Raw genomic sequence first — 19,594 nt, 5'->3', positions numbered from 1 at the left:
CAGGTCCGGGGGGACGGATGGGGCCGGTCCATCGGGCCTGCTGCCCCGGGCCAGTTGGCAGCCCCCTGGTGTTGCGGTAGTGTATGTAAGTAATCAATGTGGGAGACTGGAATATGCTGATCACCTTTCATTCCAAGGTCGTGGCCGAGGTTCTGATGCTGACCGACCATGCCGGCGCGCTGCTGCTGGCGGCCGGCAAGTCCTTCAAGGACAAGATCCCGGAGCGCGGCGTTTTCACCGTCGAGCAGCTGGGGCCGGCCATCAGCGGCATCGAGCGCGCGATCGACGAATACCAGAGCGCCCATGACGGCTCCGAGGAAGAAGACGAGGACAAGGCCCCGGCCTCGCCCATGGCCCGCATGGTGGGCCTGAAGGAACGCGCCTTTCCCCTGCTGGACATGATGCGCCAGTCCTTGGCGGCAAACGCCGAAGTCACCTGGGAGGTGTCGCGCGGCTGGTAAGCCGGCGAGCCCAATGTCGCCGGGCGGACAATCTGCCCGGCGTTTTTTGCCTACCCTACTCGCCTGACGCCACCCCAAGGAACCCTGACATGCGCAGCGACATCACCATCGTTTTCGACTCCCGCCGTTCGCTTGACCTCTCGGCCAGCGTCGAGCCCTCGCCGCAGCGCCAGAGCGATGCGCGCGACTGGTTCGACAGCGCCTGGGAAACGCTGGGTTGCGAACCGCTGCGTCCCAGCGGCAAGGTCCTGCTGCTGGACAAGGTGCTGGGCGTGGCCGACGCGCTGGGCTACGACACCCTGTCCACCGACGAAAAAGAGGCTCGCGAGTTCGCGGAGCACCTGGCGCTGGCGCTGGAACGCCCGCGCATCACGGTGGATTTGCCGGGGCTGACGGTAGGTTACTGAGCGACCCGGCCTCATCTCCAAGCAAAACTGCCCCCGTAGGGGCAGTTTTCATTTGAGCCGGTCCCGCAGGCGGGACTAGCGGATGCCAGCCCGCATGAAAGATTGCACGAACTGCCGTTGGAACAGCAGGAAGGCGATCAGGAGCGGCGCCGCCGACATCAGCGTTGCGGCCGTGATGACCGACCAGTCGATGCCCTGGTCGGTGGACGAGAACACCTGCAGACCCACCGTCAGCGGCCGCGATTCGACCGAGTTGGTGATGATCAGCGGCCACAGGAAGTTGTTCCAGTGGTGGCTGACCGATACCAGCCCGTAGGCCACGTAGATCGGCTTGGCCAGCGGCACATAAACCTTCCAAAGCACCTGAAGCGCGTTGGCGCCTTCCATGCGCGCGGCTTCTTCCAGTTCCCGAGGCACCGTCTTGAAGGTCTGGCGCAGCAGGAAGATGCCGAAGGCGGATGCAAAGTAAGGCAGGCCGATGGCGAACACCGTGTCGCGGATGCCCAGCTGGCTCATGGAGCGGTAGTTTTCCACCAGCAGCACGTCCGGCATGATCATCAGCTGCAGCAGCACCAGCATGAAGACGAAATCACGGCCGCGGAACTCGAAGCGCGCGAAGGCGTAGCCGGCCAGCGTCGACAGCACCAGTTGCGCCGCCAGCACCATGGTGACCAGCAGGAAGGTATTGAGGAAATAACGCGGGAACGGCGCCGCGTGCCAGGCGCGCACGAAGTTGTCCAGCGTCAGCGGGGCGAACAGGTCGAAGCGGGTTGCGTAGGCGGGCGGATGGAACGCCGCCCACATGGCATAGGCCAGGGGCAGGATCCACAGCAGGCCGAGCGCCCAGGCGCCCAGGGTATCGAGCTTGTCTTTCATTGATAGTGCGTCCTGCGGTCCAGCCAGCGGAACTTGACCAGCGCGGTCAGCGCCAGCACCACCAGCAACACGACGGTCAGCGTGGCGGCGTAAGCCGTGTCCCAGAAACTGAAACCCACCTGGTAGATGTAGTACAGCAGCAGCGTGCTGGCGTTATCCGGCCCGCCGCGCGTCATGACCACGACGTGGTCCACCAGCCGGAACGCGTTGATCAGGGCATTGATCAGCACGAAGAGGGTGGTGGGCATCAGCAGCGGCCACAGGATGCGGCGGAAGTACTGCCAGCGCGACGCGCCTTCCAGCATCGCGGCCTCGCGCAGCGACGGCGATACTGTCTGCAGGGCGGCCAGGTAGAAGATCATGAAGAAGCCGGACTCCTTCCAGACCGTCACCAGCATCAGCGCGGGCAGCGCGGTCTCGCGGTTGCCCAGCCAGTTGGGGCCTGGCGAGCCGAACAGCTGCATCACCTGGGCGATCAGCCCGTACTGCGGCGTGTAGAAGAACAGCCAGATGTTGGCCACCGCGACCATGGGCAGCACCGTGGGCGTGAAGTAGGCCATGCGCAGGAAACCGCGACCGCTCAGGTTGCGGTTGACCCATAGCGCCATGATCAGCGCGATGCCGATGGACGTGGGGATGGTGCCCAGCGCGAACCACAGGTTGTTCCACAGCGACTGCCAGAACACCGGGTCGTCGAGCATGACGGCGTAATTGTCCAGCCCCACGAAGCGCGCGGGGCGCGCGCCCTTGGGGGTGGAGAAAAAGCTGTGCCATAGCGTCGCCACCGCCGGGTAGTGCGTGAAGGCGGCGAGCAGCACGATGGCTGGCAGCAACAGCAGCCAGCCATAAAGCGCGTTTAAAGAGCGGCTCATCGTGCTTGTCGGCTTTACTTGTAGGGACGCAGTATGCGGTCGGCCTCGCGTTGCGCGTCGGTCAGGGCCTGTTGCGGCGTCTTGGAACCGGTCAGGGCCGCCTGCAGGGCGTCGTTCAGGGTCTTGGTGACGCGCTGGTTTTCATGCGTGGAGAACTCCGCCACGCTGACTTCCAGCTGGTCGCGCGCGACCGCGGCGGCCGGCACTTCCTGCGCGTACTTCTTCATCTTTTCGGTCTGCCAGGCGGCCGGGGTCACGGCCACGTAGCCCGTGGCGATGCTCCAGTCGGCGGCGCGCTCGGGCGTGGTGACCCATTGCGCGAACTTCAGCGCGGCCTGCTGCTGCGCCGGCGTGCCGCTCTTGAAGATATAGAAGTTGCCGCCGCCGGTCGGGCTGCCGCCGCGCTTTTGCTGCGGCATCATGGCCACGCCGAACGGGAAGTCCGCGTTCTTGCGGATGTTGGTCAGGTTGCCCGTCGTGGTCCAGACCATGGCGGCCTTCTTTTCCAGGAAGTCCTTGGGCGTGGTGCCCCAGTCGATGGTGCCGGTCGGCATGATCTTGTGCTTGGCCGAGAGGTCGCGCCAGAATTGCGCGGCTTCCACCACCGCGGGCTTGTCCAGGTAGACCTCGTTGCCGGCCTCGTTCATCAGGATCGCGCCGTTGGGCGTGGTCAGCGCCTGGAACAGCCAGTAGGCGAAGGCGCCGCCCGAAGGGATCTCGATGCCCCACTGCGTGGTATTGCCGGAGGCGTCCTGCTTGGTCAGCTTCTTGCCGTATTCGACCAGTTCGGCCCAGGTCGCCGGCGCGCGCTCGGGATCCAGCCCCGCGGCCTTGAACAGGTCCTTGTTGTAGTACATGACGATGGTCGAACGCTGGAACGGCACGCCCCAGGTATGGCCGCCGGTGCGGCTGTTCTGCATGAAGGCGTCATAGAAGCCGCCCAGCCACTTCTTGTCGGCGTCGCTCTTGGCCAGGCTGTCGATCGGAACGATGGCGTCCTCGTCGATCAGCGTGAACATGTCGGTGGACAGCAGCACCGCCAGCTGCGGCGGCGTGCCGCCCTTGAGCGCGGTCAGCGCCTTGGCGATGGAGTCCTGGTAGGAGCCGGCGTAGATCGGCTTGATCTTGATGTCGGGATTCTCCTTCTGGAAATCCGCAACCATGTCGTCGACGATCTTGGTGATCGGGCCGCCGACCGCGACGGGGTAATAGAACTCCACCTCGACGGGCTTGTTCTGCGCCTGCGCAGGCAGCGACAGGCAGGCGGCGGCCAGGCTGGCGGCCAGGGTTTTCAGTACGATGCGACGCATGTTGGTTTCCTTTCCTGTGTACGGGCCCTAGCGGCCAGCGGAGTTGATGACCGCCGAATCGGCGGCAAAGAAGTGCTGCTGGCCGTCCTGCCAGGACAGGCCCAGTGTTTCGCCCGTGCCGGCGCGCAAGTGACCGCCCACGCGCACGGCCACGCCGCTGGTGTCGCCCACGCGGCAGACCACGATGGAGTCCGCGCCGAAGTACTCCACGCTTTCCACGGTGGCGGGAACGCCGTTGGCGTCGATGCGGATGTGTTCGGGACGCACGCCCAGCTTCACGGCGCCCGCGGGGGCGCCGGCGATGGCGCGGCTCTGCGTGCCGGCGATGATGGTGGCGCCCTGCGCGGAGCTCAGGCCGATCAGGTTCATGGGCGGCGTGCCGATGAAGCGCGCGGCGAATTCGGTGGCGGGCCGCGCATACAGGCCGTCGGGCGTGTCGTGCTGTTCAATCTTGCCGCCGCGCAGCAGCACTACCTGATCGGCCATGCTCATGGCTTCGGTCTGGTCGTGCGTCACGTAGACCATGGTGATGCCCAGGTCTTGCTGCAAGGCGCGGATCTCGCGGCGCATTTCATGGCGCAGCTGCGCGTCCAGGTTGGACAGCGGTTCGTCCATCAGGCACACCGGCGCTTCGGAGATCACGGCGCGGCCCAGCGCCACGCGCTGCTGCTGGCCGCCCGACAATTGCGAGGGCTTGCGGTCCAGCAGATGGTTCAGGCCCAAGAGGCCAGCCACGCGTTGCAGGCGGCGGTCGTAGTCGCGCGCCGGCTCCTTGCGCACCTTGAGACCGAACAGGATGTTCTCGCGCACCGACAGGTGCGGAAACAGGGCGTACGACTGGAACACCATCGAGATGCGGCGCTTGGCAGGCGGCAGCTGGGTGACGTCGCGGTCGCCGATGTGGATGGTGCCAGAGGTCGGCGTGTCCAGCCCGGCAATCATGCGCAAGGTGGTGGATTTGCCGCAGCCGGACGGGCCAAGCAGGACCGTGAAGCTGCCGGCGGGAACCGTGAAGCTCACCCCATGGATCGCGGCGGCGTTGCCATATTGTTTGGTGAGGTTATCCAGAACGATGGATGACATGCTGTCTCGAAGATCTAATAGTTAGATCCGCATTGTTGCCTGTTATGAAAACCTTTTCATTGTGCAGCGCAAACATGACGGATGTATGGCAGGACAAACTTTCGTAGTCTAGGGCCTCAGGCAAAGGGGTACGGGCCGGGGTATTCCCCAATGACCGCGTGGTGCGTGACCAGGTTCTTGCCTTGCCACCAATGCAACTGATAACCCGGCGGTTCCATGATGTATTGCAGCGTCGGCCGCGGCCCCAGTTCCAGCGCAAGCTGATGCGCGGTGCCTGGACAGGTGGACGCGATGGTGCCGCCGAAGCGCTGGAAGATCGTGCGGTGCAGGTGGCCGCAAAGCACGCGCTCCACGTTGGGAAAGCGCGCCACGATGCGTTCGAGCTCGGGCGCGCCAGCCAGCAGGCCAATGGCGTCCATATGTTCGATGCCCGTCAGGAAAGGCGGATGGTGCATCAGAACCAACGTGGGCCGCTCGGGCTGTTCGGCCAGGCGCGCGGCCAGCCAGTCCAGGCGGTCCTGGCAGAGTTCGCCATGGCTCTTCATGGGCACCACCGTGTCCAGCGCCAGCATGCGCAACGGATAGGTCTCGATGGTGTATTGGATGAACGGGCTTTCGCCTTGCAGATAGCCGTGGTCGGGGAAGGCCGCGCGCAGCTGGGCGCGGTCGTCGTGGTTGCCGGGCAGCAGGAAATACGGAATCTCCAGCGCCTGCAAGTGGTCGCGCAGAACTTGGTATTCGTGCGGGCGGCCCAGGTCAGTCAGATCGCCCGTGATAAGGACGCAGTCGGGGCGCGGGGTCAGGGCATTGAGCGCGCGCACCGCGGGCGCCAGGAACGCCGCCGGATCGATGATGCCGTAGGCCTTGTCGCCCGGGGTGCGCATGTGCAGGTCGGTGATTTGTGCGATGAGCATGACGCATGTACCGAAGAATAGTGTTGTAGGAAAAGACCTCAGCGGCGCACCGGCGCGGCGGTGCCGCCTACGACGATGCAGTGCGGCAGGCGGTCCGAATGCGGCGGTTGGCCCTGGATCTGCGCCAGCAGGTTCGAGCAGGCCGTCTCGCCAATGCCGTCGCTGGGCTGGGCTACGGTGGTCAGGGGCGGCGTCAGCAAGGCGCCAAAGCGCATGCCGTCGAAGCCGCACACCGAGATATCGGCGGGCACGGACAGCCCCAGGCCCACCAGGTCCGCGATGACGGCCGTGGCCAGCAGGTCGTTGGAACAGAACAAGGCGGTGGGCGCCTGCTTGCCGCGCAGCGCAGCCTTCAGGGCATCCAGGTCGCTGCCTGTGTGCGAACTCATGGAGATGTGCTGGATGTCGTCCAGGCCCAGGCGCTTGGCGCAGGCGCGCGCGCCCGTCAGCCGGCGGCGGGCGCGGTCCGATGCAGTCAGCGGACCCGTGACCAGCGCGATGCGGCGATGGCCCAGCGCTGCCAGGTGGGCCACCATGTCGCTGGCGGCGGCGCGATTGTCGACCGACGCGAAGGGATGGGCACCGGACTCGTTGTAGACCAGCACGTAGGGTATGCCGGCATGGTCCAGGTCATCCAGCGTGGCGCTTTTGGCGGCGTCGGCGACCGTCAGGATCAGGCCGTCGACCTGATGGTCCATCAGGCCCTGGACCGCGGCGGATTCCACCGCAGGATCGTAGCCTGTGGCGGTCAGCATGACGCTGTAGCCCGATTCCCGCGCGCGCCGTTCCGCGCCTTCGAAGCACTCGGCGAACACGGGATTGGACAGCGTGGGCAGTATCAGGCCGATGGTGCGCGTGCTGCCTGAACGCAGGCTGCGGCCCACGCGATTGGGCCGGAAGCCCGCGCGCTTGGCGACGTTGCGGATATGCGCGAGCGTGTCGGGATGGACGATCTCGGGCTGGTTGAACGCGCGCGAAACCGTTGCCGGGGAGACCCCGGCCTTGCGGGCCACTTCAATGATGGAAAAGCGGGGCGACGAGCGCGAGGCCATGGCGGGAGTGCTGCCGGGATTCGTGAAAACGATTTCATATTACTCGACAAATATGACCTTTGTATTGCACGGGTTTGCGCTATGCTGATGCCGACGCAACAATAAATTGCCATGGCGCGGCATGCGATTTTCCCGGGAAAAAGCGGCTTTTTCGGTGTTTATCCCAATTGACGCAGCGCGCACAATGGCTGGAGTCGGTCCATCCGAACTGCGCGGCAATATGCCGCGCATAAAGGCGGATCCTCGGTCAAAGGGGACCGGGTGCGTATTTAGCTGCCGTGCGACACGCGCGGTACCGGTAAAGAGGAAAGGACCATGTCTACTGCCTTGAACAGACTTGGCGCGCTGGAAGCCGCGCGCAAGCTGCAACGGCGCGAATTGACCGCAGAGCAATTGGTGCGCGCATGCTTTGCGCGCATCGAGCAACGCGAAAGCACCATCCACGCCTGGACCGCGCTGCAAAAGCAGGCCGCGCTGGATCGCGCGCAGGAATTGGACCGCGGCGCGCTGCGCGGGGTGCTGCATGGCCTGCCCATGGGCGTGAAGGACCTGTTCGACACTGTCGACCTGCCCACGCGCTATGGCTCGCCCATCTATGAACGCCACCATCCGGGCCTGGACGCGGCCTCGGTGGCGCTGTGCCGGGGCGCAGGCGCGATCGTCGTCGGCAAGACCGTGACGACTGAATTCGCCACCTATTTGGCAGGCCCCACGCGCAATCCTCGCAACGAAGCCTACTCGCCCGGCGGTTCGTCCAGCGGTTCGGCCGCGGCGGTGGCCGACGACATGGTGCCCTTCGCATTGGGTACGCAGACCGCGGCTTCCATCATCCGCCCTGCTTCCTATTGCGGCATCGTGGGCTTCAAACCCACCTTTGGCAGCATTTCCCGCGCGGGCGTCAAAAGCCTGGCGGAGTCCCTGGACACCATCGGCGGTTTCGCGCGTTCGGTGCCGGACGTGGCATTGTTTGCTTCCGTCCTGATGCGCGATCCGCGCATGCTTGATCTGGCCTATGACGGCAAGCCGCGTATCGGCATGTACCGCAGCCTGCAATGGCGGCATGCGCTGCCCGAAACCAAGGAAGCCTACGCGCAGGCCGCGGCCATCCTGTCGCGCGCCGGCGCCGTGGTCGAAGAACTGCCGCTGCCGCCCGAGCATTGCGTTCTGGTGCAGCTGCATGCGGACATCATGGCGTTTGAAGCTTCGCAGGCGCTGGCCTACGAGCGCCTGGAGCATGCGGCGCAGCTCAGCCCCAAGATCCAGGCCATCCTGGAAGCGGGCTCGCGCATCACTGCTGAAGAACACCAGAAGAACCTGATGCGCGTCGCCGAGTCGCGCGCGCGCGTGGACACGTGGTTCGACAAATACGACGTGCTGCTTGCGCCCAGCGCCAGCGGCGAGGCGCCGTTCGCGGACCTGGGTACGGGCGATCCGCAGTTCTCGCGCGCGTGGACGGTATTCGGCCATCCTTCCCTCAGCCTGCCCTTCGCCACCGGCCCGCAGGGCTTGCCCGTCGGGTTGCAGCTGGTCGGCGCGCGCTATAGCGACCACCGCACGCTGGCAATCGCCGCTTGGGTCCATCAGCGGCTCCTTGCGGCCACCGCGCCAGATATCGGCGCGGCCGACATCTGGCCACGCGGATAAGCGCGGCGCGCGTCCAAAGAAAAAGCCAGCCCGATAAGGCTGGCTTTTTTTACGCCGGATTGCGGATCACGCGGTTTCGGCGGTTTCTTGCTCGGTTGCGGTCACAGCGCCGGCATTGATGTGGCGGTTGACGGCGCTCAGCACGGCCTGGAAGGAAGCCGTCACGATGTCGCGATCGATGCCCACGCCAAAGCCCGTGCTGGATTCGCCGACGCGCAGTTCGACATAGGAAGCGGCGCGCGTGTCGGTGCCGGTGCCGATGGCGTGCTCGTGGTAGTCCATGATGCGCACGGGCACGTCCAGCGCGGCCACGAAGGCCGAGATGGCGCCGTCGCCCTTGCCCGTCACGATGCGGCGTTCGCCGTTGTATTCCAATTCAGCTTCGATGCTGAAGTGCTGGCCTTCGCCTGCCGACGGATTGCCGTCGATGCGGTGGCGCACCAGCTTCCACGGCGACTTCTGCTCGAGGTATTCGCGGTTGAAGATGGTGTGCACGTCGTCGGCCGTGACTTCGCGGCCGGTTTCGTCGGTGACGCGCTGGATGGCGCGGCTGAATTCGATCTGCAGGCGGCGCGGCAACACCAGGCCGTGTTCCTGTTCCAGCAGGTACGACACGCCGCCCTTGCCCGACTGGCTGTTCACGCGGATGACGGCGTCGTAGCTGCGGCCGAGGTCGGCCGGGTCGATCGGCAAGTAAGGCACTTCCCAGACGGCGTCGGCCTGTTGCTGGGCAAAGCCCTTCTTGATGGCATCCTGGTGCGAGCCCGAGAACGCGGTGAAGACCAGGTCGCCCGCGTACGGGTGGCGCGGGTGAACGGGCAACTGGTTGCAGTACTCGGCGCAGCGGCGCACTTCGTCGATGTCCGAGAAGTCCAGCCCCGGATGCACGCCCTGCGTGTAGAGGTTCAAGGCCAGGGTGACGAGGTCGACGTTGCCGGTGCGCTCGCCGCTGCCGAAGAGGCAGCCTTCGATGCGGTCGGCGCCGGCCATCACGGCGAATTCGGCAGCGGCCACGGCGGTGCCGCGGTCATTGTGCGGGTGCACGCTGAGCACGATGCTGTCGCGGCGCGCCAGGTTCTTGTGCATCCATTCGATCTGGTCGGCGTACAGATTGGGGCTGGTGGCCTCGATGGTGGCGGGCAGGTTCAGCACCATCTTGCACTCGGGCGTGGGCTGCCATACGTCGGCCACGGCGTTGGAGACTTCCAGCGCGAACTCGGGTTCGGTGGTGCTGAAGACTTCGGGCGAGTACTGGTAGCGCCATTGCGTTTCCGGGTGCTGCGCCATGTACTGCTTCACCAGGCGCGTGCCGGTGGTGGCGATGTTCTTGATTTCGTCCTTGCTCATGTTGAACACGACCTTGCGGAACGCCGGGGCGCAGGCGTTGTACAGGTGGACGATGGCTTGCTTGGCGCCGGCGGCGGATTCCACCGTGCGGCTGATCAGGTCTTCGCGCGACTGGGTCAGCACGATGATGGTGACGTCGTCAGGAATGCGCTTTTCGTCGATGAGCTTGCGCACGAAATCGAAGTCGGTCTGCGAAGCGGACGGGAAGCCCACTTCGATTTCCTTGAAGCCGATCTTCACCAGCTGTTCGAAGAAGCGGAGCTTGCGCTCGACGCTCATCGGTTCGATCAGGGCCTGGTTGCCGTCACGCAGGTCCGTGCTCATCCAGATCGGCGCCTTGGTGATGCGGCGGCTGGGCCAGGTGCGTTCGGAAAAGTCGCGGGTAAAGGGCGCGAAGGGGACGTATTTGGTGGCGGGGTTGGCAAGCATCATTACTACACCTCGATCGGTTTCTTTTGAATCCCGGGAATGCTTCCCTAGGCGGCTGCGCGACCGGATTGCGGTCTTGCGCCAGGATTTGCCGTGATTGACCGGCAGGATTCAGAGATAAAAGGGGGAAATCGCGTGTGGCAAGCGTGGTTGCCGAGCTACCACGGGGACACTAGGCCCGGCAACCGATCGGTAGGTATAGCGATAGCGCGTAGGAGGAGAAACGAGCGCGCAGGCCGGCAACCGGAGCGTCGTAGCGTCCGGTGGCAATCGCGAAGGGGGTGCGGTGAGCGGCCATAGGTTGCTAGTCAAACACATTTTTGCCGAATGCGCAACTGAACACTCTTTTGTGTTGGGGTGAAATATACGCTGGTGGCAACGCATTTTGCTGAAGAATATTCGGCAAAACGAGGTTGGACGGGGGGGCGGGAGGCACGCTACGGGGTTGCCAGGCCAGGCGTACGGTTGAAGCAAAAAAAACAGGCCGCCTGTCGGCGGCCTGCTATGGCAATGGAGGGAGGACGGACGGGCTTACCGGGCCGGGCCGATGCGCGGTTCCACGTAGCGTTCGCTGCGTGCTTCGCGGCGGACCTCGTCGCGCGGATCGCGCGGCTGGCGGTCGGACGACTCCAGGATGCGGGCCTGTTCCGCGACCATGGCGATCTTGCCGGCGCGGTTGTGGCGGATTTCAGACAGGGAGCGGCGCAGATCGCCCACCGTGAAGGGCTCCTGGCGATCGCCCCAGGTCCAGCGCAGCACGCCCAGCGTTTCCTCGGTCAGGTTGGGCGCCAGGTCAGCCAGCACGCTGGTTTCGACCGGGGTGGCGCTGCCGGAAGCCAGGCTGGCGGACAGCCAGGCGCGCAGCGTGAAGAACACGATCAGGGTCCAGATGCCGGCCACCACCCACCAGATGTAGGGGTTGACCTTCTGCACCATGTCCACGGTCGGCTGCCCCAGGGAATGCAGGAACTCGTAGTTCACGGTGCGGCCGAAATTCAGTATCCAGTTGGCGGCGAGATACCAGATGACCACAGCGACGGCGATGACGATCGCACGCATTACGAGTCGGGGAAGCGCCAGTTTGAGCAGGGTCTGGCCAATGAGGCGGCAGTCCTGGCGGACGCTTGCGGGCGAAGTCAGATTCATCATGCAAAATATTGTACCTATGACCCGTCCAATTTTAGAACTGCGACCAGGTCAGCATTTGACGCTGACGCCACAACTGCAGCAATCGATCCGATTGTTGCAGCTGTCCACGCTCGACCTCGAAGCCGAGATTTCGCAAGTGCTGGCGGAGAACCCGCTCTTGGAGCGGCAGGACGAAGCGCCGTCGGCCGAGGCGCCGGCCGAGTCCGACCGCGAGTCCTCGGTGCAGGATGACGAGCCCGCCGCCGAACGCGACTCGCCGGTGGATGAAATGCCGGGTTCGGGCGGGGTCTACCCCGACGAAGACTCCAGCCGGCCCGAGGCCGCTCGGCCGGATACGCTGCGCGAGCACCTGCTGGGCCAACTGATGTTGACGCGCGCCGCGCCGCGCGACGCCGCGCTCGCCGGTCTTCTGATCGACGAGCTGGACGAAAACGGCTACCTGGGATCACCGCTGGAGGAAATCCTGGACTGGTTGCCGCCCGAACTGGAACCAGACATCGACGAGCTGAAGGCGGCCTTGTCGCTTTTGCAGTCTTTCGATCCGCCCGGCATAGGCGCGCGCGACATGGCGGAATGCCTGCTGTTGCAGCTACGCAACCCGGATCTGGATCGACTGCCTGAAGCCGCGAATGCCGCGGTCCTGGCTTGCGCGCGCCAGATCTGCGCGCAGCACCTGGCCTTGCTGGCGACGGGCAACGCCGCGCGCCTGTGCGCGGCCGTGGGCTGCGACGAAGCCACGTTCCGCTCCGCCCATGCCCTGATCCTGCGCCTGGAGCCCCGCCCGGGGCGTGCCTGGACCGTGCCCGCGGCCGATTACGCGGTGCCGGACGTCATCGTACGCAAGACGCGCGGCGGCTGGCAGGTCACCCTCAACAGCGCCGCCGTGCCCAAGCTGCAGATCAACGGGCTGTACGCCCAGATGCTGGGCAACCAGAAGGAATCCGCGCATGCGGGCCTGCAATCGCAGCTGCAGCAGGCCCGTTGGATGATCCGCAACGTGGAACAGCGCTTCGACACCATCCTGCGGGTGGCCCAGGCCATCGTGCAGCACCAGACGGCCTTCTTCAGCCAGGGGCCGGCCGCCATGCGGCCGCTCATCCTGAAGGACATCGCCGGCGAGCTCGGTTTGCATGAATCCACCATTTCACGGGCCACAACACAGAAGTACATGCTCACTCCGTTTGGCACGCTGGAACTCAAGCGCTTCTTCGGCACCGGGGTTTCGACGGACGGCGGGGATGCCACCTCGGCCACGGCAGTGCAGACTTTCATCCGCCAGATGGTGGCCGAAGAGAACCGGGCCAAGCCTTTGTCTGACAGCCAGATCATGCAAAAGCTGGCCGATCAGGGGATAGTCATCGCCCGAAGGACGGTGGCAAAGTACCGCGAAGCGCTGCGGATAGCCCCGGCGGCGTTGCGCAAGGCGCAGGCGGCAGCCCGCTGACCCGGGTCATGAAATGAGGGACGGGGTTATGAAAATTCGTCCCTAATTTCAAAGACTTGCGTGACACTTTGGTTGCAAATTTATTTGCATGCGGGGCTTGTCAGTAGCGGAATAATTTTCGATAATTATTCTCATGTACATTTGCGTATGTAATGCCATCACCGAACGCCAAGTCCGCGCCAGCGTGGACGCGGGCGCGACGACGCTTTCCGACCTGCAATTCGAGCTGGGCGTGGCCACGTGCTGCGGCTGCTGCGCGGCTACCGCGACCGAATACCTGCCGGGTGGACGCTGTTCCAGCGTATGCGACGTGCGTTCCATAGCCGTTCCGGTCAATCCTCCGGCCGCTCTGGTCGAGTCGGGCGCGCCTGCTGCCAACAGCAGCTTCCCGATTCCCCTGGTCGCCATCGCCTGAGGATGGTCGTCTCTTACCGGCTCGCTGCCGTCACGCAGCGGGCCGCGTTGCTTCTTTCTCGCAAAATTCCCGGATAGTCATCGCCAGTTGGCGCGCAGGTTCGCGCAGCGTATCGGCCAGGCATAACGCCAATTCGGTCGACGGCACGGACGGCAGCCCTGCGTCGATGATCCGATGGTCCGGCAAGAGGCAACGCCGCTCCAGCAGCGCCACGCCCAACCCTCCCGTCAATGCCGCTTGCAGGCCCATCAGATTCGGGCTTTCGTAGGCGATGCGCCAGTGCCGGCCCGAAGCTTCCAGGGCATGGATGGCGCGATTGCGGTAGATGCAGCCTTGCGGAAACGCGACCAGCGGCACCGGCTCGGCGGACGCGAGTTCCATTCCGGGTGCACCGATCCAATGCAAGTGTTCGGGCCAGGCGGCCAACGCGGCACCCGCGCCGGGCTCGCGTTTGAGCAGCGCCACGTCCAGGTCGCCCCGCTCCAGTGCGCGCGTGAGCGCGGAAGTCAGGTCGCAGCGGACCGATAGCCGCACGCCTGGGCGGGTCCGCGCAAATTCCGACACCAGAATGGTCAGCGCGTCAGCCGCGAAGTCGTCCGGGATGCCCAGCCGGATCACGTCCACGCGCTTGCGCCCGCTGACGGCTTCACGGACCTCGGTCGACAAGGCCAGCATCCGCCGGGCATAGCCCAGGAGACGCTCGCCGTCCTCGGTCAGCAAGACTTGGCGGCCTTCGCGGATGAAGAGCGCGCATTCCAGGGATTCCTCCAGCTTGCGGATCTGCTGGCTGACCGTGGATTGGCTGCGGTGTACGCGTTCGCCCGCCGCCGTGAAGCCGCCGGCATCCACGACGGACACGAAGCTGTGCAAAAGATCGAGGTCAGGCATCGCCGGCTCCATGCATTCATTTTTTAAATACTTTCGATCCGAATAAAGAGTTTGTCAATGGATGGGCGGCCGCGCAGAATTCGTCCATCCGCCGCCATTGCGGCTTAGCGCCACCTTCCGGACTCATCATGAAGGCCACCTCGACCCTTTCCGCCGCCGCCATTCCAGCTCAAGCCTCGCCGGGCATCAGCTGGGCGCCCATCGCAGCTTTTTGCTTTCTGTGGAGCTCGGCGTTCGCTGCGGCCAAGATCGCCGTGCGGGACTGTCCGCCGCTGACCTTGCTGACCATCCGTTTCGTGATCGCGGGAGCCTTGATGCTGGGCCTGGCGGCGGCGAGCGGCCGCTGGAAGATGCCAAGCGCGCGCGATCTGGCCGCGCTGATCCTGTTGGGGGTGCTGAACAACGCGCTGTACCTCGGCCTGAGCTGGTCGGGCATGACGACGGTGTCGTCGGCGTTTACCGCGGTGCTGATCAGCACCAACCCGCTGCTCATCGGCGTGCTGGCCGGCCCGGTGCTGGGCGAACGGCTGGGATGGCGCAAACTGCTGGGCCTGTGCCTGGGATTGGCGGGCGTGGCCCTGGTGCTGCGTTCACGCTTGTCGGGCATGCAGGAGGACCTGCATGGCACGCTGTTGGTGACGGGCGGCCTGGTGGCGCTGGTGGCCGGCACGCTGCTCTACAAGCGTTTGAAGCCGTCCTCCGGCCTGTGGACGTCCACGGGCATACAGTCCCTGGCCGGCGCCGTAGCCTTGCTGCCCTTCGCGTTGATGCACGAGAACATCGGCGATGCGCGCATGACGGCCAGCCTGTTCTGGAGCATGGCCTACATGATTGTCGCGGTGTCGATGGGCGGCTACTACCTGTGGTTCATGATTCTCGGCCGCGCCAGCGCTACTGCGGCAAGCGCGCTGCACTTCCTGATGCCGCCGCTGGGCCTGCTGTTCGGGTGGCTGGTGCTGGGCGAGCACGTATCGTGGCTGGATCTGCTGGGCATCGTCCCGATCGCGTTGGGCATCTGGCTGGCCACGCGGCGCGCCGAGTAACGCGCAGCCCCAGCCGAGGTTGCCGATCCGCAACGAAATGCCGCCGGCCACGAGCCGGCGCGTTTCACGCGGTCGAGGGACGCATCGTTGCCAGCGATCGCGTGGATCGCGCGGCGGATTCGGCGACATCGCGCGCCGTCAGGCCGCATCATTGCTGATGCCGGCATGCAAGGCATCACGCACGCATACTCATTCTCATTGGCGTGTCGCTTTCTTGTAGCGCTCCTAAAGCGGTTTACCAAATGCAGCGCAAGGCTAGGCGCGGCCCCGCGCCAGGTGGTAGTCTGCCGGGGTTGCGTACGCGCGGCATCGTGCGCTCCTTTGTCGCGATGCATCTGCGTCGCGCCTGACTGCAAGGAGTCCATCATGAAAGGCGACAAAACCGTCATCCAGTTTCTGAACAAGCAACTGACCAACGAACTGACGGCCATCAACCAATATTTCCTGCATGCCCGCATGCTGAACCATTGGGGCTTCGACAAGCTGGGCAAGCACGAGTACGAAGAGTCCATCGGCGAAATGAAGCATGCGGATCGCCTGATCGCGCGCATCTTCATGCTGGACGGCCTGCCCAACCTGCAGGACCTGCATAAGCTGCTGATCGGTGAAGACGTGCCGGAATTGCTGGCCTGTGACCTGAAGCTGGAGCAAGGCGCGCAGGCGACCGTGAAGGAAGCGATCGCGCATTGCGAATCGGTGCGCGACTATGTCTCGCGCGATCTGTTCCAGGACATCCTGGACGACACCGAAGAGCACATCGACTACCTGGAAACGCAGATCGACCTGATCGACAAGGTCGGTATCCAGAATTATCTGCAAAGCCAGATGTCCGTGCCGGAGTAATGTTCCGGTCATAAAAATGGCGCCCTAAGGGGCGCCATTTTTTTGTCGGTGTCATGCGGCGCATGCCGCGCGCCGATATTTCAGTTCGGGCGAGCCGGGCACTCGGCCATGGTGCCCCAGGCGCGGTTGGGTCCGCAGTACTTGTTGCGCGCGGCCCAGGAACACGAGGGGCGTTCGAAGAAGCCTTGCGTGGCGCAATGCGCGAGTTCGCGCTTGAGCGCGTCCTGCCAGCCCAGGGCGCCGGGCGCCTGCGCGGTGTTCGGGGGCGGCGGGGGCGCCTGCACCATCTGCGGAGTGCCGTAGCCGCCTGCCTGGACCTGGCCGCCGTTGATGGCGGTGGACGTGCCGGGAGCCTGCAGATCCAGGGTGCTGACGTCCGAAGTGCCCGAAGGCAGCGGCACTTGCGAAGCTGCCGCGATTTCGCGGGCCTGGTCCGGGCTGATGCGTTCGCGCGAGATCTTCACCGCAGGGTCGCTGACGCTGTCGAACAGCGAAACGGTGTTGACCTGCCATTCGCGGTCGGCGGGCTTGTCGGGCACGCCCAAGGTACCGTCGATGCGCGGCTGCGGAGGCTGGGCCACGTAAGGACGGCCGTTGGCATCCAGTACGGGCTGCTGGGATGCCGCGGCATCCTGGCCAGGAGCGGGCGCGGCCACCGGCGCATGCGCCACCAGCCAATCACCCAGTTGAATACCGCCCCAGGCCGACGCGCCAAGCGCGATCAGGAGCGTTGCGAATAAGAAACGCCAAGACATTGCTACCCTCATCTGCCGTGCGGAACCCGAACGGGTCTACGCTTTGTCTCCGAAAACCTTGCCGCCGTGCTCGCGCATGGCATGGAATTTCACATCGGGATACAGTTCCTCGGCCACGCGCAATTGCGCGGGAGAACCGATCAAAAACGCCGCCGCATCCACAACATCATAGGCGATATGGGCGGCATTGGCATCCATGAACTTGCGCAGCGCCTTGGGGTTTTCAGACGTAATCCAACGTGCCATTGTGTAGCGGGAAGGCAGCATCCGCGCGTCCACGCCGTACTCGGTCTTCAGGCGATGGGCGACCACTTCGAACTGCAGTTGTCCGACCGCGCCCAGCAGCAGCGAGCCGCCGGCAGCCTCGGGACGGAACACCTGGATGGCCCCTTCCTCGCCCAATTGGGTGAGACCGGTGCGCAACTGCTTGGTGCGCAGCGGATCCTTCACTTCCACGGCCTGGAACAGCTCGGGGGCGAAGAACGGCAGCCCGGTGAACTGCAGCGTCTCTCCTTCGGTCAGCACGTCGCCCAACTGCAGCACGCCGTGGTTGGGAATGCCGATCACGTCGCCGGCATAGGCCTCGTCCAGCAGCTCGCGGCGCTGCGACAGGAAGGACACCACGTTGTTGGGGCGCATTTCCTTGTTGGTGCGCGCGACCTTCAGGCGCATGCCGCGTTCGAAGCGGCCGGAGCTTACGCGCACGAACGCGACGCGGTCGCGGTGGGCCGGATCCATGTTGGCCTGCACCTTGAACACCACGCCGGTGAACTTGGGTTCCACGGGCTGCACCAGGCGCTGCATGGACTCGCGCGGGCCCGGGGGCGGCGCCTGTTCGACCAGCGCGTCCAGCACTTCCTGCACGCCGAAGTTGTTGATGGCGGAGCCGAAGAACACAGGCGTCTGCTTGCCGGCCAGGAATTGTTCGCGGTCGAAGGCGGGCGCGGCTTCGTTGATGAGTTCGATCTCGCCGCTGGCCTGCTCGAACGCCGAGCCGAAGCGCCGGGCGATTTCGGGATTGCTCAGGCCTTCGATGAAGTCGTCCTTGTCCGAGCGGCGCTCCTGGCCGGGGCGGAACACGCGCATGCGGTCCTGGCGGATGTCGAATACGCCGCCGAAGGCCTTGCCCATGCCGACCGGCCAGGAGAACGGCACCGCGTCCATGCCCAGGTGGCCTTCGATTTCGGACAGCAGTTCCAAAGGTTCGCGCACTTCGCGGTCCATCTTGTTGATGAACGTAATGATGGGCGTGTTGCGCGCGCGGCAGACCTGCAAGAGGCGGATGGTTTGCGGCTCCACGCCGTTGGCGGCGTCGATCACCATGAGTGCGGCGTCCACGGCCGTCAGCACCCGGTACGTGTCTTCGGAGAAGTCCGCGTGGCCCGGGGTGTCGAGCAGGTTGATGACGCAATCGCGGTATTCCATCTGCATCACCGAGGACGCCACGGAAATGCCGCGCTGCTTCTCGATTTCCATCCAGTCGGACGATGCATGGCGCGAAGCCTTGCGCGCCTTGACGCTGCCGGCGATCTGGATCGCGCCTGCGAACAGCAACAGCTTTTCGGTCAGTGTCGTCTTGCCCGCGTCGGGGTGGGAAATGATGGCGAACGTACGGCGCCGCGCTACTTCGTGAGGGATGTTCATGATCGGAAGGATTTTACTTGGCGCCGCTTTTGGGCCCGGCGCGGTCCGGTATCGGGCATGAAAAACGCGCGGGGCATGCGCCGTCGCCAACGCATGCCCCGCGCATGGGGTTCAGGAATGGCGGCGGAACGAAGCCAGGAACACGCCGGCCAGGATGAAGAGCGAACCGAAGGTCCGGTTCATCCAGCGGATATGCTTGGCGCTGCGCAGCAGGCGCAGCACGCGCGCCGCCAGCAGCGTGTACACGCCCATGGCCACCAGGTCGGTGAACGCCAGCGTGGCGGCGATCGCCGCATACTGCTGCGTCAGCGGCAGCGCGGTATCCACGAACTGCGGCACCACGGCCAGCAGGAACACCGTGCCCTTGGGGTTCATGGTGTTGATCAGGAAGCCGCGCAGCACCAGTTCCCGGATCGTGGCGCGCTTGGGATCGCCGGAATCCACTGTGACGGGCGCCGCATCCGTGCGGATCTGGCGCACGCCCAGGTAGATCAGGTAGGCCACGCCCAGATACTTGACCACGTTGAAGGCCACCTCGGAGGTGGCCAGCACCGCGCCCAGCCCCACGGCCACCACCACGAACTGGAACAGGATGCCCATGATCAGGCCAGCCGTGTTCCAGTAGCCGCGCGCAAAGCCGTACTTCAGGCCGGAGGACATCGCCGAGATCGCGCCCGCGCCAGGCGAGAACGAAATGGCCCAGGAGGCCAGGAAGAACGTCAACCAGGTAGATAAGGGCATGGCGCGGGTCCGTGGGTAGCGGTTGCGGTGATATTACTTGCTCAGCAACGCGGCGCGCGGCGCGCCCGAGGGGCGTCCGGAACCGCCATTGCCTGCCGGGCGGCCGGAGCCCTCCGGACGGCGATGATTCTGCTGCGGACGGCCTTCGTTGCGGCCGGCGTGGGCCGGACGGTCGGCGGGCTTGCCGTCGCGCCCAAGGTGTTCTACGGCTTCTGGGTGGCGGTAGTGCTGGCGCTGCTGGTGCTGGTGGTGTTCCGCTATTGGCGCGGCGGGGTGG

General features: G+C 65.0%; 19 protein-coding genes and 1 pseudogene. 8 read left to right on the top strand and 12 right to left on the bottom strand.

Annotation, left to right across the window (positions count from 1 at the left end):
- Positions 1-113: 113 nt before the first annotated feature.
- Both IB257_RS26615 and IB257_RS26610 read left to right on the top strand, forming a co-directional pair.
- Entirely contained in the window at positions 114-461 is a 348-nt protein-coding gene (locus tag IB257_RS26615; protein ID WP_054455597.1) for a DUF1840 domain-containing protein, read from the top strand.
- A gap of 89 nt (positions 462-550) precedes the next feature.
- Positions 551-868 (top strand): hypothetical protein, encoded by a 318-nt coding sequence (locus IB257_RS26610; protein WP_054455595.1) that lies wholly within the window; start codon positions 551-553, stop codon positions 866-868.
- A 75-nt stretch (positions 869-943) separates the two neighbouring features.
- Here IB257_RS26610 and IB257_RS26605 read toward each other — a convergent pair whose 3' ends face one another.
- The 6 genes from IB257_RS26605 to IB257_RS26580 form a co-directional block, all read right to left on the bottom strand.
- Positions 944-1,744, bottom strand: a complete 801-nt coding sequence (locus tag IB257_RS26605) for a carbohydrate ABC transporter permease (protein ID WP_042795754.1) — start codon at positions 1,742-1,744, stop codon at positions 944-946.
- Positions 1,741-2,616 carry a carbohydrate ABC transporter permease gene (locus IB257_RS26600; protein ID WP_054455593.1) on the bottom strand — a complete coding sequence of 292 codons (876 nt, stop codon included), beginning with the start codon at positions 2,614-2,616 and terminating at the stop codon, positions 1,741-1,743. The genes IB257_RS26605 and IB257_RS26600 overlap by 4 nt, the downstream gene beginning before the upstream one ends.
- Before the next feature lie 14 nt (positions 2,617-2,630).
- Positions 2,631-3,926: an ABC transporter substrate-binding protein gene (locus IB257_RS26595; RefSeq protein WP_054455591.1), complete on the bottom strand. Its 1,296-nt coding sequence runs from the start codon at positions 3,924-3,926 to the stop codon at positions 2,631-2,633.
- A gap of 27 nt (positions 3,927-3,953) precedes the next feature.
- Positions 3,954-5,009 carry an ABC transporter ATP-binding protein gene (locus IB257_RS26590; protein ID WP_175181658.1) on the bottom strand — a complete coding sequence of 352 codons (1,056 nt, stop codon included), beginning with the start codon at positions 5,007-5,009 and terminating at the stop codon, positions 3,954-3,956.
- A gap of 116 nt (positions 5,010-5,125) precedes the next feature.
- Positions 5,126-5,923: a phosphodiesterase gene (locus IB257_RS26585; RefSeq protein WP_054455587.1), complete on the bottom strand. Its 798-nt coding sequence runs from the start codon at positions 5,921-5,923 to the stop codon at positions 5,126-5,128.
- 38 nt (positions 5,924-5,961) lie between these two features.
- Complete coding sequence (locus IB257_RS26580) at positions 5,962-6,975, bottom strand: LacI family DNA-binding transcriptional regulator (RefSeq protein WP_088143668.1); 1,014 nt, start codon at positions 6,973-6,975, stop codon at positions 5,962-5,964.
- A 315-nt stretch (positions 6,976-7,290) separates the two neighbouring features.
- Between IB257_RS26580 and IB257_RS26575 the strand changes: the two genes are divergently transcribed.
- Positions 7,291-8,619 (top strand): amidase, encoded by a 1,329-nt coding sequence (locus IB257_RS26575; RefSeq protein WP_054455583.1) that lies wholly within the window; start codon positions 7,291-7,293, stop codon positions 8,617-8,619.
- 66 nt (positions 8,620-8,685) lie between these two features.
- Here IB257_RS26575 and leuA read toward each other — a convergent pair whose 3' ends face one another.
- On the bottom strand, positions 8,686-10,398 hold the full coding sequence (gene leuA / locus IB257_RS26570) for a 2-isopropylmalate synthase (RefSeq protein ID WP_054455581.1): 1,713 nt from the start codon (positions 10,396-10,398) through the stop codon (positions 8,686-8,688).
- Between the two features lie 528 nt (positions 10,399-10,926).
- Complete coding sequence (locus IB257_RS26565; RefSeq protein WP_054455579.1) at positions 10,927-11,544, bottom strand: hypothetical protein; 618 nt, start codon at positions 11,542-11,544, stop codon at positions 10,927-10,929.
- On the opposite strand from IB257_RS26565, the gene rpoN reads away from it, so the two are divergent.
- Together rpoN and IB257_RS26555 are read left to right on the top strand one after the other, a co-directional pair.
- The gene (rpoN, locus tag IB257_RS26560; protein ID WP_054455577.1) at positions 11,543-12,988 is read left to right on the top strand and encodes an RNA polymerase factor sigma-54; all 1,446 of its coding nucleotides are present in this window, start codon (positions 11,543-11,545) and stop codon (positions 12,986-12,988) included. The genes IB257_RS26565 and rpoN overlap by 2 nt on opposite strands.
- A gap of 133 nt (positions 12,989-13,121) precedes the next feature.
- Positions 13,122-13,403 (top strand): bacterioferritin-associated ferredoxin, encoded by a 282-nt coding sequence (locus IB257_RS26555; RefSeq protein ID WP_054455575.1) that lies wholly within the window; start codon positions 13,122-13,124, stop codon positions 13,401-13,403.
- A gap of 30 nt (positions 13,404-13,433) precedes the next feature.
- Here the strand turns inward: IB257_RS26555 and IB257_RS26550 are convergent, their stop codons facing one another.
- Positions 13,434-14,291, bottom strand: a complete 858-nt coding sequence (locus IB257_RS26550; RefSeq protein ID WP_054455574.1) for a LysR substrate-binding domain-containing protein — start codon at positions 14,289-14,291, stop codon at positions 13,434-13,436.
- Positions 14,292-14,419: 128 nt separating this feature from the next.
- On the opposite strand from IB257_RS26550, the gene IB257_RS26545 reads away from it, so the two are divergent.
- Together IB257_RS26545 and bfr are read left to right on the top strand one after the other, a co-directional pair.
- On the top strand, positions 14,420-15,334 hold the full coding sequence (locus IB257_RS26545) for a DMT family transporter (protein WP_054455572.1): 915 nt from the start codon (positions 14,420-14,422) through the stop codon (positions 15,332-15,334).
- Positions 15,335-15,700: 366 nt separating this feature from the next.
- Positions 15,701-16,177 (top strand): bacterioferritin, encoded by a 477-nt coding sequence (gene bfr / locus IB257_RS26540; RefSeq protein ID WP_013390908.1) that lies wholly within the window; start codon positions 15,701-15,703, stop codon positions 16,175-16,177.
- Positions 16,178-16,257: 80 nt separating this feature from the next.
- Here the strand turns inward: bfr and IB257_RS26535 are convergent, their stop codons facing one another.
- The 3 genes from IB257_RS26535 to IB257_RS26525 all read right to left on the bottom strand — a co-directional run bounded on the left by IB257_RS26535 (position 16,258) and on the right by IB257_RS26525 (position 19,317).
- Positions 16,258-16,944, bottom strand: a complete 687-nt coding sequence (locus tag IB257_RS26535; protein ID WP_175164340.1) for a hypothetical protein — start codon at positions 16,942-16,944, stop codon at positions 16,258-16,260.
- 24 nt (positions 16,945-16,968) lie between these two features.
- Positions 16,969-18,576, bottom strand: a complete 1,608-nt coding sequence (locus tag IB257_RS26530; protein ID WP_054455568.1) for a peptide chain release factor 3 — start codon at positions 18,574-18,576, stop codon at positions 16,969-16,971.
- A gap of 111 nt (positions 18,577-18,687) precedes the next feature.
- A complete protein-coding gene (locus IB257_RS26525) occupies positions 18,688-19,317 on the bottom strand; it encodes a LysE family translocator (protein ID WP_054455566.1) in 630 nt (209 codons plus the stop codon).
- Between the two features lie 171 nt (positions 19,318-19,488).
- Here IB257_RS26525 and IB257_RS26520 point away from each other — a divergent pair.
- A pseudogene (locus IB257_RS26520) lies at positions 19,489-19,594 on the top strand (branched-chain amino acid ABC transporter permease); the annotation flags it as partial.

Source organism: Achromobacter sp. ACM03 (genome assembly GCF_014851665.1).
Classification (GTDB): Bacteria; Pseudomonadota; Gammaproteobacteria; order Burkholderiales; family Burkholderiaceae_B; genus Achromobacter; species Achromobacter aegrifaciens.
The sequence above is the reverse complement of the archived record's forward strand: the minus strand, read 5'-3'. Positions and strand labels throughout refer to the sequence as shown.

What these genes read in the sequence shown, in the direction of transcription:
- IB257_RS26615 (WP_054455597.1), top strand. Translation starts at nt 114, where the DNA reads ATGCTGATCACCTTTCATTCCAAGGTCGTGGCCGAGGTTCTGATGCTG.
- IB257_RS26610 (WP_054455595.1), top strand. Translation starts at nt 551, where the DNA reads ATGCGCAGCGACATCACCATCGTTTTCGACTCCCGCCGTTCGCTTGAC.
- IB257_RS26605 (WP_042795754.1), bottom strand. Translation starts at nt 1,744, where the DNA reads ATGAAAGACAAGCTCGATACCCTGGGCGCCTGGGCGCTCGGCCTGCTG.
- IB257_RS26600 (WP_054455593.1), bottom strand. Translation starts at nt 2,616, where the DNA reads ATGAGCCGCTCTTTAAACGCGCTTTATGGCTGGCTGCTGTTGCTGCCA.
- IB257_RS26595 (WP_054455591.1), bottom strand. Translation starts at nt 3,926, where the DNA reads ATGCGTCGCATCGTACTGAAAACCCTGGCCGCCAGCCTGGCCGCCGCC.
- IB257_RS26590 (WP_175181658.1), bottom strand. Translation starts at nt 5,009, where the DNA reads ATGTCATCCATCGTTCTGGATAACCTCACCAAACAATATGGCAACGCC.
- IB257_RS26585 (WP_054455587.1), bottom strand. Translation starts at nt 5,923, where the DNA reads ATGCTCATCGCACAAATCACCGACCTGCACATGCGCACCCCGGGCGAC.
- IB257_RS26580 (WP_088143668.1), bottom strand. Translation starts at nt 6,975, where the DNA reads ATGGCCTCGCGCTCGTCGCCCCGCTTTTCCATCATTGAAGTGGCCCGC.
- IB257_RS26575 (WP_054455583.1), top strand. Translation starts at nt 7,291, where the DNA reads ATGTCTACTGCCTTGAACAGACTTGGCGCGCTGGAAGCCGCGCGCAAG.
- leuA (WP_054455581.1), bottom strand. Translation starts at nt 10,398, where the DNA reads ATGATGCTTGCCAACCCCGCCACCAAATACGTCCCCTTCGCGCCCTTT.
- rpoN (WP_054455577.1), top strand. Translation starts at nt 11,543, where the DNA reads ATGCAAAATATTGTACCTATGACCCGTCCAATTTTAGAACTGCGACCA.
- IB257_RS26565 (WP_054455579.1), bottom strand. Translation starts at nt 11,544, where the DNA reads ATGATGAATCTGACTTCGCCCGCAAGCGTCCGCCAGGACTGCCGCCTC.
- IB257_RS26555 (WP_054455575.1), top strand. Translation starts at nt 13,122, where the DNA reads ATGTACATTTGCGTATGTAATGCCATCACCGAACGCCAAGTCCGCGCC.
- IB257_RS26550 (WP_054455574.1), bottom strand. Translation starts at nt 14,291, where the DNA reads ATGCCTGACCTCGATCTTTTGCACAGCTTCGTGTCCGTCGTGGATGCC.
- IB257_RS26545 (WP_054455572.1), top strand. Translation starts at nt 14,420, where the DNA reads ATGAAGGCCACCTCGACCCTTTCCGCCGCCGCCATTCCAGCTCAAGCC.
- bfr (WP_013390908.1), top strand. Translation starts at nt 15,701, where the DNA reads ATGAAAGGCGACAAAACCGTCATCCAGTTTCTGAACAAGCAACTGACC.
- IB257_RS26535 (WP_175164340.1), bottom strand. Translation starts at nt 16,944, where the DNA reads ATGAGGGTAGCAATGTCTTGGCGTTTCTTATTCGCAACGCTCCTGATC.
- IB257_RS26530 (WP_054455568.1), bottom strand. Translation starts at nt 18,576, where the DNA reads ATGAACATCCCTCACGAAGTAGCGCGGCGCCGTACGTTCGCCATCATT.
- IB257_RS26525 (WP_054455566.1), bottom strand. Translation starts at nt 19,317, where the DNA reads ATGCCCTTATCTACCTGGTTGACGTTCTTCCTGGCCTCCTGGGCCATT.